The organism is Saccharothrix sp. S26 (assembly GCF_021390395.1).
Taxonomy (GTDB): domain Bacteria; phylum Actinomycetota; class Actinomycetes; order Mycobacteriales; family Pseudonocardiaceae; genus Actinosynnema.
In genome coordinates this window covers 260,152-276,148 of the sequence record NZ_JAJUWT010000008.1, presented here as the reverse complement: position 1 = coordinate 276,148, position 15,997 = coordinate 260,152, and the positions used below count along the sequence as shown (strand labels likewise).

The 15,997-nt window shown below is 69.9% G+C and carries 15 protein-coding genes; 7 read left to right on the top strand and 8 right to left on the bottom strand.

Annotation, left to right across the window (positions count from 1 at the left end):
* Positions 1 to 180: 180 nt before the first annotated feature.
* Both LZG04_RS42535 and LZG04_RS15410 read right to left on the bottom strand, forming a co-directional pair.
* Positions 181 to 894, bottom strand: coding sequence for a calcium-binding protein (locus LZG04_RS42535; RefSeq protein ID WP_233817447.1), 714 nt, complete (start codon positions 892 to 894; stop codon positions 181 to 183).
* Positions 863 to 1,258 carry a hypothetical protein gene (locus LZG04_RS15410; protein ID WP_233817445.1) on the bottom strand — a complete coding sequence of 132 codons (396 nt, stop codon included), beginning with the start codon at positions 1,256 to 1,258 and terminating at the stop codon, positions 863 to 865. The genes LZG04_RS42535 and LZG04_RS15410 overlap by 32 nt, the downstream gene beginning before the upstream one ends.
* A 476-nt stretch (positions 1,259 to 1,734) precedes the next feature.
* Here LZG04_RS15410 and LZG04_RS15405 point away from each other — a divergent pair, with 476 nt between their 5' ends.
* Together LZG04_RS15405 and LZG04_RS15400 are read left to right on the top strand one after the other, a co-directional pair.
* The gene (locus tag LZG04_RS15405; protein WP_233817443.1) at positions 1,735 to 2,745 is read left to right on the top strand and encodes a tetratricopeptide repeat protein; all 1,011 of its coding nucleotides are present in this window, start codon (positions 1,735 to 1,737) and stop codon (positions 2,743 to 2,745) included.
* Between the two features lie 283 nt (positions 2,746 to 3,028).
* Positions 3,029 to 3,898, top strand: coding sequence for a hypothetical protein (locus LZG04_RS15400; RefSeq protein WP_233817441.1), 870 nt, complete (start codon positions 3,029 to 3,031; stop codon positions 3,896 to 3,898).
* A gap of 11 nt (positions 3,899 to 3,909) precedes the next feature.
* Here the strand turns inward: LZG04_RS15400 and LZG04_RS15395 are convergent, their stop codons facing one another.
* Positions 3,910 to 4,293, bottom strand: a complete 384-nt coding sequence (locus LZG04_RS15395; protein ID WP_233817439.1) for an HPF/RaiA family ribosome-associated protein — start codon at positions 4,291 to 4,293, stop codon at positions 3,910 to 3,912.
* 69 nt (positions 4,294 to 4,362) lie between these two features.
* Positions 4,363 to 5,265: an acyl-CoA desaturase gene (locus LZG04_RS15390; RefSeq protein ID WP_374202826.1), complete on the bottom strand. Its 903-nt coding sequence runs from the start codon at positions 5,263 to 5,265 to the stop codon at positions 4,363 to 4,365.
* 566 nt (positions 5,266 to 5,831) lie between these two features.
* On the opposite strand from LZG04_RS15390, the gene LZG04_RS15385 reads away from it, so the two are divergent.
* The 3 genes from LZG04_RS15385 (at position 5,832) to LZG04_RS15375 (ending at position 7,751) form a co-directional block, all read left to right on the top strand.
* Positions 5,832 to 6,389, top strand: coding sequence for a DUF5994 family protein (locus tag LZG04_RS15385; RefSeq protein ID WP_233817435.1), 558 nt, complete (start codon positions 5,832 to 5,834; stop codon positions 6,387 to 6,389).
* On the top strand, positions 6,386 to 6,541 hold the full coding sequence (locus LZG04_RS15380; RefSeq protein ID WP_233817433.1) for a DUF6307 family protein: 156 nt from the start codon (positions 6,386 to 6,388) through the stop codon (positions 6,539 to 6,541). The genes LZG04_RS15385 and LZG04_RS15380 overlap by 4 nt, the downstream gene beginning before the upstream one ends.
* A 127-nt stretch (positions 6,542 to 6,668) precedes the next feature.
* Entirely contained in the window at positions 6,669 to 7,751 is a 1,083-nt protein-coding gene (locus LZG04_RS15375) for a glycosyltransferase (protein ID WP_233817577.1), read from the top strand.
* Positions 7,752 to 8,245: 494 nt separating this feature from the next.
* On the opposite strand, the gene LZG04_RS15365 is transcribed toward LZG04_RS15375, so the two are convergent.
* The 3 genes from LZG04_RS15365 to LZG04_RS15355 form a co-directional block, all read right to left on the bottom strand.
* Complete coding sequence (locus tag LZG04_RS15365; RefSeq protein ID WP_233817431.1) at positions 8,246 to 9,139, bottom strand: carbohydrate ABC transporter permease; 894 nt, start codon at positions 9,137 to 9,139, stop codon at positions 8,246 to 8,248.
* On the bottom strand, positions 9,136 to 10,101 hold the full coding sequence (locus LZG04_RS15360) for a carbohydrate ABC transporter permease (RefSeq protein WP_233817429.1): 966 nt from the start codon (positions 10,099 to 10,101) through the stop codon (positions 9,136 to 9,138). Before LZG04_RS15360 ends, LZG04_RS15365 begins: the two co-directional genes overlap by 4 nt.
* Positions 10,102 to 10,208: 107 nt before the next feature.
* Positions 10,209 to 11,507, bottom strand: a complete 1,299-nt coding sequence (locus tag LZG04_RS15355; RefSeq protein ID WP_233817428.1) for an ABC transporter substrate-binding protein — start codon at positions 11,505 to 11,507, stop codon at positions 10,209 to 10,211.
* Between the two features lie 485 nt (positions 11,508 to 11,992).
* Here LZG04_RS15355 and LZG04_RS15350 point away from each other — a divergent pair, with 485 nt between their 5' ends.
* Positions 11,993 to 13,153, top strand: a complete 1,161-nt coding sequence (locus tag LZG04_RS15350) for an ROK family transcriptional regulator (RefSeq protein WP_233817425.1) — start codon at positions 11,993 to 11,995, stop codon at positions 13,151 to 13,153.
* A 181-nt stretch (positions 13,154 to 13,334) separates the two neighbouring features.
* Here the strand turns inward: LZG04_RS15350 and LZG04_RS15345 are convergent, their stop codons facing one another.
* Complete coding sequence (locus LZG04_RS15345) at positions 13,335 to 15,131, bottom strand: glycoside hydrolase family 6 protein (protein ID WP_233817423.1); 1,797 nt, start codon at positions 15,129 to 15,131, stop codon at positions 13,335 to 13,337.
* 321 nt (positions 15,132 to 15,452) lie between these two features.
* Here LZG04_RS15345 and LZG04_RS15340 point away from each other — a divergent pair, with 321 nt between their 5' ends.
* Positions 15,453 to 15,992, top strand: coding sequence for an alpha-L-fucosidase (locus tag LZG04_RS15340; protein WP_233817421.1), 540 nt, complete (start codon positions 15,453 to 15,455; stop codon positions 15,990 to 15,992).
* Positions 15,993 to 15,997: the final 5 nt, after the last annotated feature.

The window sequence follows — 15,997 nt, the reverse complement described above, 5'->3', positions numbered from 1 at the left end:
AAGTCCTTGCCACCACTCGGATCCGTCCTGCGTGAGGCAGGGTGCGCCGCCCCTCAAACCACTCGTTCGGGGGTTGGTTCCCTGAGCCCTTGGGCGACACGAGGAGCGACCCGGTCCCTTCCAGGGCCGGGTCGTCGACGGTTCGTCGTGGTCGCGGGTCATCCCGGTACTGCCCGAGTGCTACGACTCGCAGCTGCTGCGGAGGTCCGGAGGCACGCCCACGGGTCCGCAGGAATCGGTGTTGTCACCGCCGTTGAGGGTGTCCTGCGCGGCATCGGTGCCCGGACCGCTGAGCGTGTCGTCGCCCGCGGAGCCGTTCAGCGTGTCCGTGCCGAGCTCGCCGTAGAGCTTATCGTTGCCGACCTGGCCGGTGAGCGTGTCGTCGCCCGCGCCGCCGTAGATCTTGTCGATGTAGGCGGTACCGGTGACGGTGTCGTTCCCCCCGTTGCCGTAAATGGTCTTGCCGGGGTTGGCGCTGGTGCAGTCGATCGTGTCATTGCCGCCGGAACCGAACACCGTGGTGTCGTTCTGCGTCACGTTGGGACCGATGGTGCACGGGACCGCCGCCGAGGCGACACCGGCGCCCATGAAACCGCCCATGACCAGGACGCCTGTTGCCAGGATCGGGTAGAGCTGTCGAGTTCGCATTTCGTCCTCCGCTTCGTTGTCCGGGAATTCGGATGACCACAGCGTGTTCTCCGGCGCGTTACCGGCGCGTGACGCCGTCGCGGTGCCCGCGGAGGACTGGTGGAGGCGACACTTCGTCACGTTCGGCGCGCGGGTCGTTCGCGCGTCGCGCCGGTCGGGACCCGGGCCCGCGGCGGCGTGGCCGCGAGCCCGTGTCCGCGTGACCGCGGCCGAATCAGCAGGAGCAGACCTCGCCGTTGTTGACACCGGCTACGCCGTTGGGACCGGCGGAGCCGCTGTTGCCGTTGACCGCGGTGGCGCCGGCACCACCGGTGACGGTGATGCTGTCCGCGCCCGGGCCGCCGTCGATGATCCCGGTGCCGCCCACGGCGACACCGCCGCCCGTGCCGACGCCGCCGTTGCCGCCCGCGCTGCCGGCCGGGGTGCCTGCGGTGCCGTTCGCCCCGGGGGCGCCCGACGCCCGCGACGCCGGTGACGCTGTCGCCGTGGTGCCCGTGAGGACCTCGCCGGCCGGGATGCCTGCGGTGCAGACGAAGTTGTTGCCGGTCTGCGTGCACCCGGGAGGTTGGGCTTCGGCTGTGCCCGGTGCCACCAGTGCGAAACCGGCCACCGTGCCCACTCCGAGGAGGACGCGCCCCAAGCGGCTGGCCGGGCCGGTGCGCAAGTTCGATTTTATGATCAATCTTCACCCGTGAGGTGGGTCCGAGCCGATGCCGCGGACCCGCGGGGGTGATCGGATGACCGGGGTCCGGGGTCACGTGCCCGGTGCCGATGAACGAGAGCACCGGGACGGCCAACACCCTCGAAGGCTCGGCGTGCGCGTCTCTCCGGGACCAGCGAAAGGCACGACGCCGCCGGCCACCCGACTGCGACAAGCACTCCCCCGGATGCGAACGAGTCCGCAGTTCGCGGGTTGTTCCCGGCTGTCCTGCGGGTGATCACGCACATCACCGGGTCGCGCGTTCGGTCGCACCGCCCACCGATCAACCGCCGCACACCACAACTGTGGGACAGTGGATGTTCTGGTCGTTCGCTCCGGACCCCGGTGAGCCACCGTCGTGTCGTCGACCACCGGAGGTTCCTGTGATGCAGCCCGACAGCACGACGCCCGCCGAGGGCTCGGGCCCCGATCGGCCCTGGAACGTGCGGGGACGGGTCGTCATGGCCGACGTCGACTCCGTGGTGGCGTTCACCGCCGTCCTCCGCGCCCTCGACCACCGCCACGGCGGAGGCCGCTGCCGCGAGGCGGCCGTGTCCCGCCTGCCGTCCGCCCTGGCGCTGCTCGGACACCCCGGCGCCGACGTCGTCTCCGGGCCGCTGCACGCCGCCGTGGCCGACTTGCACAACCTCGCGGGCTGGTCCTGCTTCGACACGGGGTTCCCGGACGCGGCGGCGCGGCACTTCCGCACGGCGCTGACCGTCGCGGCGCGCGGTGACCACACGTCGCTGGCGTCCAACGTCTACTACCGGCTCGGGCGGTTGTCGCTGCACCACAACGACTTGGGACGGGCGATGACCGAGTTCCGGCTCGGTGAAGGTGCCGCCGCGGCCGCCGGCTCCGCGTTGGCGGGAGCGGTGATCTTCGCCAACCGCGCCTGGGCGCAGGCTCGGATGGGGCGCTCGGACGATGTCGCGATGTCCTTGGCCCGCGCCCGGGACGACTTCGTGCGGGCGTCGGACGAGCCCGTGCCCGCCTGGGCGGCGTTCTTCACCGCCACCGACTTCACCGCGATCACCGGTGTCGTCTACACCGAACTGGCCCGGACCGCGGACCCGCGGTACGCCGGGTTCGCGGCGGCCGTGCTGTCGACCGCCGTCAACGGCTACGGGCCCGGGATGGCGCGCAGTCGGGCGTTCAGCCTCATCTCCTTCGCGATCTGCCACCTGCTCGACGACCAGGTGGACGCGGCGGTCGAGCTGGGCAACGAAGCGGTCGACCGGTGCGAGGTGCTGACCTCGACCCGAGCGGTCGAGCGGCTGCGCCCGCTGCGCGACGAGGCGGCACGCCGCCGCGGCCATCCCGGCGCACACGCGCTGGTGGAGCGGATCCGAGCCTTCCGCCCCGCCTCATCCGCCCGGGGAGCGGTGGCGACGTGAGCCGGCGGGCCGGTTCCCGTCGGCGCGCCACGACGTCGCCGCCCATTCGAGTGAACGAGGAGTCGCCCGTTCGGCCGATGGCGTAGATTGGGCACCGTTACCCCGGACCCCGGTGGCGAAACACCTCTCGCATTGACCGCAGAGGTATTTGGCGATCCGGGGTTTTGCACGGGGCGCGAGAGCACCAGCCACTCGAATCGTGATGGTGCCCGGCAGTCCGGACGCATCGGCTCCGCCACGCCACGCAGGTCACCCTCGATCCTGTTCCAGGAAATGAAGTCCCATGCGACACCTCCGCACCACCGTCGAAACCTTGCTCGGCGCCACCCTCATGACCGGAGGGCTGATCACCGTCACGCCGGCGGCGCAGGCCATCACCATTCCGGTGGCGTGCGGCGAGAACGCCCTCGTCGCGGCAGTGAACCTGGCCAACTCCACCACCACCGCCGACACCCTCGTCCTGGCGGGCGGTTGCACCTACGGCATGACCGCGGCGCGCGGTGGCGCGTCCAACGCGCTACCGGTGATCACCACCCCGATCGAGATGGTCGGCCCCGCCACCGTCACCAACGCTGCCCCGCTGGGCCTGGGGATGTTCCGGATCGCCGAGGTCGGCCCGACCGGCAGCCTCACCCTCACCACCGGCGTCGCGTTCACCCGCGGCAACGTCGTCGGCCACGGCGGCGGCATCCTCAACCGCGGTGCGGTCACCCTCACCGGCAGCACGCTGACCGGCAACACCGCCTCGGGCAACGGCGGCGGCCTCGCCAACGCCGACACGCCGTCGGGCACCGCCCCCGCGGCGACGTTGACCAACAGCCCGGTGTCCGGCAACACCACCCTGCTCGGCGAGGGCGGCGGCCTCTACAACGGCCTGCGCGGCACCCTCACCGTCACCGGCGTGACCGGCAGCCCGCTGTCCATCACCGGCAACAGCGCCGGCCGCGGCGGCGGCATCTCCGCGATCCGCTCCACCGCCACCACCCTCACGCAGACCGCCGTGACCGACAACCACGCGCTGTCGGCCCTCGGCCAGTCCGGCGGCGTCTACCGCCAGGGCGGCACCATGACCACCACCGACTCCCCCATCACCGCCAACACGCCCAACAACTGCGTCGGCAGCACTCCCGCAGTACCCGACTGCACCGGCTGACCGCTTCCGTGCTAGTCGTGCTCGGGCAGCGTGGGCACCGACCTCAGCGTGCGGTTGTTGCGCGGTTCGGTGCGCGTCTTGGCCTCGTCGACCTGTCGGATCAGCTCGTCGCGGACCTCGCTCAGCGCCGCGGGCAAGTCCCGCTTCGAGGACGTGGCGACGAGGTGCAGGCGGGGGCTCCGGTTGATCCAGCACTCCAAGGTGACCCGCTGCTCGACACCCTGGCGGTCCTTCACGCTGATCTCCAAGTCCAGCTGATCGGCCCGGAACGACCGCAACCGCGACCCGAGGGCGGCCAGGTGTCCCGAGACCCAGTCGTGCTCGGACGCGAGGAAACCGGTCGCGAGCTTCAAGCGCTCGACGATGACCGTTCCGCCTTCAGGGGCGTCATGCATGCGCTGTCCATCCTTCGTGGAGTGCGGTCGGCGTCGGCCGGGGGACCCGTCCGCACCGCACCGCGGTTGTCAGGAGCCGGTGGACTTGAGGGTCCGGGCCAGCCGCTCCGGTCGTGGCCAGCGGACGTGGGTGGCCCAGCCGAACACCTCGAAGACCCGGATCAGCCGCGCGGAGATGTCGATCTGGCCGCGGCGCACGCCGTGGCGGGCGCAGGTGGGGTCGGCGTGGTGGGAGTTGTGCCACGACTCGCCCATCGACAGGATCGCCAGCGGCCAGAAGTTGGCGGACTTGTCGCGCGAGGTGAAGGGGCGGTCACCGATCATGTGGCAGATCGAGTTGACCGACCACGTGACGTGGTGCAGCACGGCGACGCGCACCAGGCCGGCCCAGAAGAACCCGGTCAGCGCGCCCCACCAGCTCCACGTGATGAGGCCCCCGGCGATCCCGGGCGCGAGCAGCGTCACCACGGTCAGCGCGGGGAACCAGCGGTTGACGCGCTGCATGTCCTCGTCGGCGAGCAGGTCGGGGGCGAAGCGGGCGGCGTTCGTCAGCTCCCGCTGGAACAGCCAGCCCATGTGGGCGTGCCAGAAACCCTTGGCCAGCGCGCTCGCCGACGTCCCGAAGAGCCACGGGGAGTGGGGGTCGCCCTCGCGGTCGGCGTAGGCGTGGTGCCGGCGGTGGTCGGCGACCCAACCGATGACCGGTCCCTGCATGGCCATGCTGCCGACCACCGCGAGCGCGATCCGCAGTCCGCGGGTCGCCCTGAACGCGCCGTGGGTGAAATAGCGGTGGAACCCGATCGTCACCCCGAGGCAGGTGAGGGTGTAGAAGAAGACGGCGAGGCCGATGTCGACCCAACCCAGACCCCAGCCCCACGCCAGCGGAACCGCCGCGGCGAGCGCCAGCGCCGGGATCACCGCGAACAACTTGACCAGGAACATCTCCGACGGCGACTTCACCCCGGCCAGCATGGGCTGCGGCGCGGTATCTGCTCGCGGGACTTCCGATCGGACTTCAGCGCTCATCTTCATACCTCCGGCAACGGCAATCGTTCTCCGTCGCCGGGGTCCGGGGCGATCGGTGTGGGGTTTGGCGGGCACCGACAGGCAACCGCCGGATCACGCGGGCCGGGTACCCGTGGCGCGGTCCCGGCAAACCGGCGTGGTGGCACCGGTGCCCTCGACCGGTCGCGGTAGAGGGCACCGGCCTGGTGTCTCCGTCAGCGAACGTCAGCTGGTAGGAGCACGGGCGTGGCGAACACCCGGTACAACGCCGCCGCGGCCGGCTTCGTTCCCCAGCCGTGCGGATCGGGTCGCGGACCGGCGGCGTCGTGACCGAAGTGGACGAACCGGAGGGACGGTCGTCGCCGGCGATTTCCGGTTATTCTTCAACCGCGACCGGCGCTATTCGGTCGATCATGCCCGAACAGGTGTAGGATCACGTTGTCGAGAACACCCCGCACGTGGGCGGTCAAGCCCATGTCGTACTCGGTGAAAAAAGAAACCGGTTCTTTCTCGGCCGGAGACGGGAGTCCGACATGACGTCGGCACCCCACTTCCCCACCACCGCGGTCACCGAGCAGCTCGCGCAACCCCGGCGACTGCGGCTGCGGCCGAAGTCCCTCACCACCACGGGGCACGTCGACGGCGCCTGGTGGCCGCGCTCCCGGGACCTCGTCACCGAGCTGCCCGCGTTGCTCGCGGGGTTGGCGGTTCGGCTGGGCCACGTCATGCGGGTGAGCTACAACCTCCCCGAGTGGAGCACCGCGCCCCGCCGCGCCCCCGCGGACGGCGGCCAGGTCCGGCTCGACGGGTTCAACTCGCGGCCTGCCCACACCGTCGACCTGGTCGCAGCGGACGGGCACCGCCTCACGCTGCTCGTCGTGCCGGCGGACACCGACCAGGCCACCGCCCACCACACCATGGCGCTCGCGGCTGATCGCGACAACGTCCAAACCGTGCAGGACCTGCTCACCGCGGGGTCAGGCCCGACCACACCGACACGGCAGACGACCGACCTGGCCCACATCGCACTCCTGGGCTGGGAAGCGGACGGCGGCCGGGTCCCCGAGCAGACGAGCAGGCGCACCTCATGACGACACCGACCCACCTGTCCCTGTACGAGCGCAGGGTCGAGCTGGTGCAGGAAGCGCTGTCAGCGCACTCCGACCTCAGCCGGACGGACGCACGAGGTCTCGCCGTGCACGTCCTGCACGCGCTGGACCGCATCCCGGAGAGGGTCCGCTGACAGGTCCCGGCCACTCCGCACGGCGCGGTCCCGTCGGCGGGCACGGCCCGCGTCCCACCCGGCTCGAAGGGCTTGCATGTCCCGCACCTACGGCTTTCTGAGCACGAACCCGCCCACCCGACGCGGAGTGGCCACGTTCACCGCCGCCCTGCCGCACCACCTCACCGCGGCGACGCCGGGTGCCGAGGGCCGGGTGGTCCGCGTCCTCGCGGGACCGGACGACGAACCCGCGGTCGCCGAGGGAACGGTGGTGAGGCACCTGATGGTTCCCGGTGCGGCCGAAGCCGCGGCCGAGGTCCTCAACGACTGCGACGTGGTCGTGGTGCAGCAAGAGTACGGGATCTGCGCCGGTCACGACGGCGAGGACGTGCTCCGCGTGCTCACGCAACTGAGGGTGCCCGTGGTCGTCGTGCTGCACACCGTGCTCACCGCGCCCACGCCCGGCCAGCGGCAGGTGCTCGACCAGGTCGTCGGGCGCGCCCACGCGGTGGTGACCACGTCCGAGGACGCACGCCGGCGACTCGTGGACGGCTACACCGTCGAGCGGCCCGATGAGGTCGTCGTGATCCCGCACGGTGCGCTCCCCGTCGAGTCGCCCGCCCGCGAACCGTCCACCGACAGACCGCTGATCCTCACCTGGGGCCTGCTGCGGCGGGGCAAGGGCATCGAGTGGGCCATCTCCGCGCTGGGTGCGCTGCGCGACCTGAGGCCGCGTTACCTGGTGGCGGGTCCGACCCATCCCGATGTGTTGGCGCACGAGGGTGAGGACTACCGCAGGAACCTGCGCAACCGCGCCATCGCTTGCGGAGTCGCGGACCTCATCGAGTTCGACCCGGCCCACCGCGAGGTGGACGCGCTGGCGGAGCTGGTCGGTCAGGCTGATGTCGTCCTGCTGCCCTACGACCCGTCCGAGAAGGTCACCTCCAGCGTGCTCGTCGAAGCCCTGGCCGCCGGCAAGCCGGTGGTCGCGACCGGGTTCCCGCACGCCGTCGAACTGCTGGCGGACGGTGCGGGTCTGCTGCTGCCCCACCGCGATCCGGCCGCCATCGCCGCAGCGTTGCGGCGGGTGCTGACCGAACCGGGACTCGCGGCCGGGATGAGCGACCGCGCGGCGGGCCTCGCCCCCGCGCCGAGCTGGACCGCGGTCGCCAACCGGTACCGCGACCTGGCGGAAAGCCTCCTAGCCGCCCGCGTCGTCGTGACCACGTGACCGGCCCGAGCTTCGCCCACCCGCTCCGGCTCAGCGACGTCACGGGTCTGCACGAGCACGCCAACGGGCCGCTGCCCTCCAGGTAGCACGGCTACACGCGTCCAGCTCGCGCCACCGTCGCTCGAGCGGTACTTGCCCGCGTTGGGCAGACTCGTGAGCTGCGCCCATGTGGCGCCGCAGTCCGTGCTGCGCCACAGGCCACGACCGCTCGGCGCGGCGAGGTAGAACACCCTGTGTCGTTCGGGTCGACGACCAGGCGTTCACCGATGCCGCGACCCGGCATGTCGCCACCCCGCTTGAACGGCAGCCGCGCAATTTCCCACGTCCCGCCGCGGTACCGCAGGGATGTGGGACATGCATGAACATGTCCTTCCGCACTCCTTGAGCACCGGCCATCAACCGGCCGCGCAACGACTGCCCTGATCCGGCCGACCTGCGGGCTGTCGGTGACGAGGGTGCTCACCACGGCGTCGGCGGCGAGGTGGTGGGACAAGTCAGCCTTTGACGGCTCCGGCCATGATGCCCGCGACCAGTTGCCTGCCCGCGAACACGAACAGGACGAACAGGGGGACGGTGGACAGCAGTGCTCCGGTGAGGATGAGCGGGTAGTCGGTGTAGTACTGCGATTGGAGCCCTTGGAGGGCGACGGGCAGGGTGGCGCTCTTGCTGTCGAGGATGATGTAGGGCCAGAAGAAGTTGGTCCAGCTGCCGACGAAGGTGAAGAGGAAGAGCATCGCCGCGGCCGGGCGGGCGGCCGGTAGTGCGACGTGCCAGAACGTCTTGATCAGCGAGGCGCCGTCGATGCGGGCGGCGTCGATGAGTTCGTCGGGCAGCGCCCCGCGCAGGAACTGGGTCATCCAGAACACGCCGAACGCGGTGACGAGGCCGGGCAGGATGACCGCCAGGAGGGTGCCGCGCAGGTTGAGGTGGTTCATGACCAGGTAGAGGGGGACGACGCCGATCTGGGCGGGGACGGCCATGGTGGCGATGACCGCGACCAGCAGGGCGTTGGAGCCGCGGAACCGGAGTTTCGCGAAGGAGAATCCCGCCAGGGTGGAGAACAGGACGACGGCGAGCGCGGTCGTCGTCGAGACGAACAGCGAGTTCAGGGTGGCGGCGACGAGGTTGATGTCGGCGGTGAGGACTCGGTGGACCGAGTCGATCAGGTTGGGTCCGACGGTGAGGGTGAGCTGGTCGGAGTAGATGACGTCGTTGGTCCAGCTGCCGACCACGATGGTCCAGTAGAACGGGAACGCGCCGACTGCCGCGACGATCATGAGCGTCACGTAGGTGGCCCAGCCGGGGCGGCGGGCGTCGCCGGAGTTCTGGCGGCGCTTGCCGGGGCGCGACGTCGCACGTCCGGGCGCGGGTTCGAGCGTCGTGGTCATCGCTTGCCTCCGTTCTCCGAGGAGGCGATCCTCCGGACGGCCAAGAAGTTGATCAGACCGATGAGGACGATCAGGAGCAGCAGGAGCCAGGCGATCGCGGCGGAGCGGCCGAGGTTGGCCTGGCGCCAGCCGACTTCCCACAGGTAGAGCGTGATCGTCTTCCACTGGCCGTCTGCGCCGCCGACGGGTCCGTTGCCGCCGGCGCCCCCGAACATGCGGGCTTCGTCGAAGATCTGCAGGTTGCCGATGGTGGTGGTGATGATGACGAAGATGAGTGTCGGGCGCAGCATCGGGATGGTCACGGAGAAGAAGCGGCGCACCCGGTTCGCGCCGTCGATGCTCGCCGACTCGTACAGGTCGCGGGGGATCGCCTGCATGCCGGCGAGCAGGATGAGCGCGTTGTAGCCGGTCCAGCGGAAGGAGACCATCGTGGAGATCGCGATGTGGCTGGCGATCGAGGAGCCGGTCCACTGGACTTGCGGCAGGCCGACGGTGGCGAGGAGGTTGTTGACGAGCCCGAACTGGTTGCCGAACAGGTTGGAGAAGATGATCGCCACCGCCACCGGGGCGGCGACGTAGGGCAGCAGGACGGCCATGCGCCAGAACGTCCCGGCCCGCAGGTTCGCGTCCAGCACCGCCGCGATGAAGATCGCCGCGATCAGCTGCGGGGCCGCGGTGAACACGAAGATCGACAGGGTGTTGAACACCGATTTCCAGAACATGCCCTGGCCGAGGACCGCGGTGAAGTTGGCCAGGCCGACGAAGTCGCCCTGCCCGCCGATGGGGTGCCACTCGTGCAGGGCGACCCAGCCGGTGTAGAACATCGGCGCGAGCCCGAACAGGAAGAACAGGATGAAGAACGGCGCGATGTAGAGGTAAGGCGAGACCCGCAGGTCGAATCCGGAGGCCGTGACCCTTCGCTTGGAGGCGCGGTGCGGGTGGCGGCGCTCCCGGGTCGGCACAGCAGCTCCGGACCGTGTCTCCGGGTCGTGTGTGGTTGTCACCAGAGATTCCTTTTCCCTGTGGTGTCCGGCGGGCCGGGTCGGGCTGACCCGGCCCGCCTGTCCCGTCAGTTGAGCGACTTGAGGTCGGAGAGGACCTGCGCCCAGGACTGGTCGATGCTCTGGGACTTGTCCACGTCGACCCGGTTGAGGCCGGCGACGACGACGTCGTGGACCTTCTTGTAGTTCGGCCCCTTGAACGGGACCACTTCGACCGCCGCGGCTCGGTCGGCCCAGATCCGGCCGGTGGGCGCGTTGTTGAAGAACGGGTTGGTCAGCGGCAGGAGCTTCGGGGAGTTCATCGCCTCGACCTGGCTCGGGGTGCCGCCGCCGTTCTTGACGGCCTGGTCCAGCGTCACCTCGGGCGAGGTGAGGTAGGCGGCCAGGTCCTTGGCCTGTTCGGGGTGCTTGCACTGGGCCGGGACGGAGAGGTAGGACCCGCCCCAGTTGCCGCCGCCACCGGGGAAGACGTTGGCGATGTCCCAGCCGACGAAGCCCTCGCCCGCGTTGCCCTTGATCGTGCCCGCCATCCACGACGGCGCCAGCACGACGGCGAAGGTGTCGTTGCGCTTGAAGGAGGCGTTCCAGTCGGAGGACCACTGCGTCAGACCGGCGGACTGCTTCTGCTCGGTGCCGTGCTGGAGCACGGTCCGGAAGATCCGCTCGACCTCGGAGCCGGCGAGGTCCTTGCGGGTGCCGTCCTCGTTCTCGTAGGCGTACTCGACCTGGTTGACCATGGCGGTGTAGGCGCCTTGCACCGATTCGAACCAGGCCGCGTCGGACTTCGCCGTGAACTCCGCGCCCACCTCGTAGAACCGGTCCCAGGTCGCGTTGGCGCCACCGAGGTACTCCGCGACCGCCTCACGGTCGGACGGCAGACCGGCCGCCTTGAACAGGTCCGCGCGGTACGCGACGGCCTGCGGGCCGATGTCGGTGCCGTAGCCGATGACCTTGCCGTCGTCGGTGGTCGCCATCTCCGACTTCCAGTCGAACCACCGGTCCTTCAGCCCTGGGTCGGCCAGGTCTGCGAAGCGGTCGGAGAACTGCTTGAGCTCCCCGAGCCAGTCGACCTCCAACGCTTCGACGCAGGCCAGACCCGAGTCCTGCCCGAGGAAGTTGAGCAGCTTCTCGCGCTGGTCGTCACCGCCTCCGGCCGTCTCGTACTCGACGGTGACGTCGGGGTGCTTGGCCTCCCACTGCTCGATGTAGGGGGCGTATCCCCAGTCGCCGAACGTGGCGACCTCCAGGGTGATCTTGCCGTCCGCCGATGGCTTCGACCCGTCGGTCGAACAGCTCGCGAGCACCAGGGCCGCGGCGGTCGCGGCGGCGATGGTGGACGCCGTGCGGCGCAGCATCGTTGTTCTCATCGTCATTTCCCAAAGTTGATGTTGCCGGGGTTTGTCGGCCCAGAGCCGTGGAGTGCGGCTGGTGGCGTGTCTCGGATTGGTGCGGCGGCGGAGACCTGGCAGGCCTCGACACCCCGAACGAGTGGCAGTAAGGGGATCGGCGTCGCCCGCGACGGGATGGGGGGCTCGATTCCCCTCGCAGGGGGACGGAGCCCGGGTACTCGGCCTGTCGCTGCGGGGGCACTCACCGCCAGGCCGGTGGAGATCGGTCAAGCGCCCGCCATGGCCCTTCCCTTCACGTCTGCCGTCACGACGTCGGCCGTCCCGCGATCGTGGTCGTCGGCGAGACCAGGTGCGGTGTCGACGGTGGTCCGAACTCGATGTGGTGCAGGTTACGTACCGAAGACCGGTTTGCCAACCTGCGTGACTAACGTTCTCACGGATAACCTGACGCTCCGACGAACGGTTCGGCTCGTAACGCTTCGTTACACATGAGGAGACGCAGGATGGCGAGCCCCCCAGCGGTGTCGGCCGCGAGCCCGACCTCGTGGCCCGACCTCAACGGCGGGGAGCGGGGAGCCCTACGCGAGCTGCTGGTCCACGGTCCGATGCCCCGGGCCGAGATCGCCCGCCGGCTCGGCATATCGCGCACGAGCCTCACCCGCGTGACGCGCGAGCTCGTGGAGCACGGACTGGTGTCCGAAGGGGCCGCGGAGTCCAACGGGTCGGCTGGCAGGCCGGGGGAACTGCTCCACATCGGCCCGCACGGGCGGAGCTTCCTGGGCGTCAACCTCACGTCGGACCGCCTCTTCGCCGCGGTCACGGACCTGGAGGCCCGCGTGCTCGTCTCCCACGACGAGCCTCTGGACTCGGAAGGCGTCGGGGACGTCGTGGCCCAGATCGGCCGCGTTCGCGAGCGCCTCGTGGAGGGCCGTACCGACATCGCGGCGGCGGGGATCGCCCTCGCCGGCGACGTCGTGACCGCGGCCGGTCGCCAGGTCGTCACGGAGTCACCGTTCCTCGGGTGGCGCCAGGTCGCCCTGGCCGCGCTCGCCGAGCAGCGGCTCGGCGTGCCGGTCGCGACCGAGAACGACGTGCGCTGCCTGACCGCGGCCGAGCACTGGTTCGGCGTGGGCGCCGGGTTCGAGTCGATGGCACTGATCACCGTTGGTGTCGGCATCGGCTTCGGCCTGGTGGTGGACGGCAAGGTCGTCACCGGGGGCCGCGGCAAGGCCGGACGCCTCGACCACCTCCCCATCGACCGCGACGGCCCGCTCTGCGAGTACGGCCACCGAGGCTGCGTCACCGCGTTCCTGCCCAACTCCGCCATCGTCGGAGCGATGCGCACCCCGGGCCTCGACTACGAGACCGTCGTGGACCTGGCGCGAACCGACGACCCGGCGGCAGTGCGCGCCTTCCGCGACGCCGCCTACGCGCTCGGCGTCCTCGTGGCAACGCTCGCCAACACCTTCGACCCCGAGAAGATCGTGATCACCGGCGAAGGCATCGCCGTGGCGGAACTGGCCCGAACCGCGATGGACGCCGCGATCACCGCGAACCTGCACCCCACCGCCACCCCCGTGACCCTCGACATCCAGCCGTTCGAGTTCGCCGAGTGGGCGCGTGCCGCAGCCGTCCTCGCGATCAGGACCTGTCTTCGGTTCTGAGCGGTCGCGAGCGCGCCACACCGGTGGGGCTTTGCGCGGAGCACGCCGTCAATTAGTACCGAATGTTGACAAAAGACACCCGGCGCAGGTCCGCTTGCGGGACGCCCGTAGGCGGAATCCGCGTGGGACGCCGCCTACGGGCTACCTGTGATCAATTCCGTGTCGTGTCAGTCACCCGTGGTCACAGCGCCGGGTAGGCGTTGCGCATGAGCTCCTGGAACTGGGCCGAGAACCAGTGGCCCGACAGCGGCGCGTTGGGCAGCGCACCCGACATGTTGAAGCCGTTGCGGGCGTTGCCGCCGTAGGTCGGGTCGCACATGCGGTCGAAGCCCTTGCCCTCGTCGTTGGGGATGAGGGTGCTGGAACCGTCGGACTCGCCCGGCGGCTTGATCCAGACGTAGGCGTCGATGTTCGGCTTGGGCGCGGCCTTGGGCCGTTCGCCCAGACCGGCGCCGGACTGGTTGCACCAGTTGCCCTTCTGGAAGCGGCGGTCGATGCGGGACTCGTTGACGTAGGTGGTCGGGTCGCCGGAGGTCGACTTGGCGGTGGGCCGGTTGGGGCCGCCCCAGCCGTTGCGCGAGGTGTCGATCAGCATGCCGATGCCGCTGTCGAAGCCCTGCTTGACCAGCTCGGCGCGGAACGCCGTGGCGAAGCCCAGCTCACCGTTGAAGTCGTTCCAGTCCACCCACTTCGACGCCTCCTTCACCGGACGACCACCCACCACGTCGTCGACCGTCCAGTACGGCTCCTCCAACGGCGAGTAGTTCGCCGTGTTGGTGATGAACCCGTGCACCTTGTCCTTCGTGGCGCCGTTGCGGCCCAGCACCGAGGCGAACAGCTTCGCCGCGGCGAAGAAGTTGTCGTACTGCGGGTCCGCGTCGCCCCAGCCGATCCAGCCGTGGTGCGCCGCGTCGATGTAGTTGTAGACGTTGGAGATCGCGCCCAGCTTGCCCAGCGCGTAGGACACGCCCTCGATGTAGTTGCCGTTGGCCTTCATCGTGTCGCACTGCGGCGTCGCGGTGACGCGCGGCGAGACGTTGGTGACCAGGTTCGGCAGCGAGTCGATCTCGATCACCGTGACCACGCGCAGCTTGGAGTACTGCGGCCGCGCCACGATCTCGGCGATCTTGTCGATGTACTCGGTCTTGTAGCGACCGATCTCATCGGCCTTCAACTCACCGTTCGAGGCCAGCGCCGCGCAGTCGCGACCGGGCAGGTTGTACACGACGAACTGGAACACCAGCTGACCGTCCGCACGCGCCGCACGCTGCTTCTCGGCCTCGTTCAAGTGGTCCACCAGACCCATGGTCCCGGTGGTCGGCGAACCGTTGCCGGTGATCGCGCTGATCCGGTCCAACCACACACCCGTCGGCTGGTTCGCGATCCGCGAACCACCCGGCTCGGCGGCCGCCTGGCGCGACCACTGCGGGTTCACGTACACACCCGCACCCACATACGGGTTGTCCACCTTCGGGCCACCTGGGTTGGTGTCCGTCGTGGTCGTGGTCGTGGTCGTGGTCGTGGTGGTGGTGGTCGTGTCGACCGTCCCCGTGCACACCGTCCCGTTGAGGCGGAACGTCGTGGGCACCGGGTTGGACCCGTTCCACGTGCCGTTGAAACCGGGCGTGGCCGACGCGCCGGTACCCAGGTTCGCGCTCCACGAAGGGTTGCGGACCGTCACGCGGCTCCCCGACTGCGAGAACTCGCCGTTCCAACCCTGCTGGACCGTCTGACCGGCCGCGAAGTCCCACTCCAACGTCCAACCACCGGAAATCGCGTCACCGAGGTTGGTGACCGTGACATTGGCCCCGAAACCGCCCTGCCACTGGTTACCGACCTGGTACGACACCCGACAACCCGCGGCGGCGCTGGCGGTGGCCGTCGAAGCCACCACCCCGGCCACGGACAAAGCCGCCACCGACGTCACCGCCAATGCCCCGGTCAACCCCCGGGAACGTACGAACGTGCGCAGACTCATGCATCGCCTCCTTGCGAGCAAGCCGCCAACTTCTGGGAGCGCTCCCAGCAACGGAGCCGGAACGGCATCCGCCACTGAACCGAAAGGGTGTCTAGGAACGCTCCCAGGCGAACCGTAACGCAGCGAGCCTCCTTTGTCACGTACATTGACAAAGCGCTTCGCGGACTCCTAGCGTGGGCTCTGTCCAAAGATCAGCGGCTCGCGGCGAGCCCACCACCTCGTCCTGGCCCGACCGCCAGGAGACGGCCCCTGATGGAAGAGCCGGCAGAGCGACCGCGCCGCCGCACCGTCGTGCGAAACGTGGCCACAGGCTCGGCCGGCGTGCAGGCGGCTGGGAACCTGCACAGCCTTCAGCAGGCCTTCGTCGACATGCGCTTCGGCATGTTCATCCACTACAACATGGCGACCTACAGCGACGAGGAATGGGCCTCCCCCAACCTCAACCCCCGGTTGTTCGCCCCGACCGCGCTGGACTGCGCGCAGTGGGCGGCGACCGCGAAAGCGGCGGGCATGTCGTGGGCGGCGTTGACCACCAAGCACCACGACGGCTTCTGCCTGTGGCCGACCGAGCAGACCGGCTACAACGTCATGAACAGCTCGACCCCGCGCGACGTCGTCCGCGAGTACGTCGACGCGTTCCGCGCGCAGGGCCTCAAGCCCTGCTTCTACTTCGAGGCGACCAGCGGAACCTGGGCGGCGACCAAAGCGCTCAAGCACGCCCGCTTCACGCCGGTCAGCGCCCGGTACGTACGCCTGGAAGCCACCAGCACGGTCGGCGGCGGTGACGCCATCCTCAGCGAGGTCGACTGCGGCGGTATCGCCGCCCGCCCCGTCTCCGACGGCAGCGGCACGGCCATCTGAAGCGT

Bases quoted from the DNA above. Each gene is read 5' to 3' on its own strand.
- LZG04_RS15345 (WP_233817423.1), bottom strand. From the start codon at position 15,131: ATGAGTCTGCGCACGTTCGTACGTTCCCGGGGGTTGACCGGGGCATTG.
- LZG04_RS15350 (WP_233817425.1), top strand. From the start codon at position 11,993: ATGGCGAGCCCCCCAGCGGTGTCGGCCGCGAGCCCGACCTCGTGGCCC.
- LZG04_RS15395 (WP_233817439.1), bottom strand. From the start codon at position 4,293: ATGCATGACGCCCCTGAAGGCGGAACGGTCATCGTCGAGCGCTTGAAG.
- LZG04_RS15385 (WP_233817435.1), top strand. From the start codon at position 5,832: ATGACGTCGGCACCCCACTTCCCCACCACCGCGGTCACCGAGCAGCTC.
- LZG04_RS15405 (WP_233817443.1), top strand. From the start codon at position 1,735: ATGCAGCCCGACAGCACGACGCCCGCCGAGGGCTCGGGCCCCGATCGG.
- LZG04_RS15390 (WP_374202826.1), bottom strand. From the start codon at position 5,265: ATGCTGGCCGGGGTGAAGTCGCCGTCGGAGATGTTCCTGGTCAAGTTG.
- LZG04_RS15355 (WP_233817428.1), bottom strand. From the start codon at position 11,507: ATGAGAACAACGATGCTGCGCCGCACGGCGTCCACCATCGCCGCCGCG.
- LZG04_RS15380 (WP_233817433.1), top strand. From the start codon at position 6,386: ATGACGACACCGACCCACCTGTCCCTGTACGAGCGCAGGGTCGAGCTG.
- LZG04_RS15400 (WP_233817441.1), top strand. From the start codon at position 3,029: ATGCGACACCTCCGCACCACCGTCGAAACCTTGCTCGGCGCCACCCTC.
- LZG04_RS15365 (WP_233817431.1), bottom strand. From the start codon at position 9,139: ATGACCACGACGCTCGAACCCGCGCCCGGACGTGCGACGTCGCGCCCC.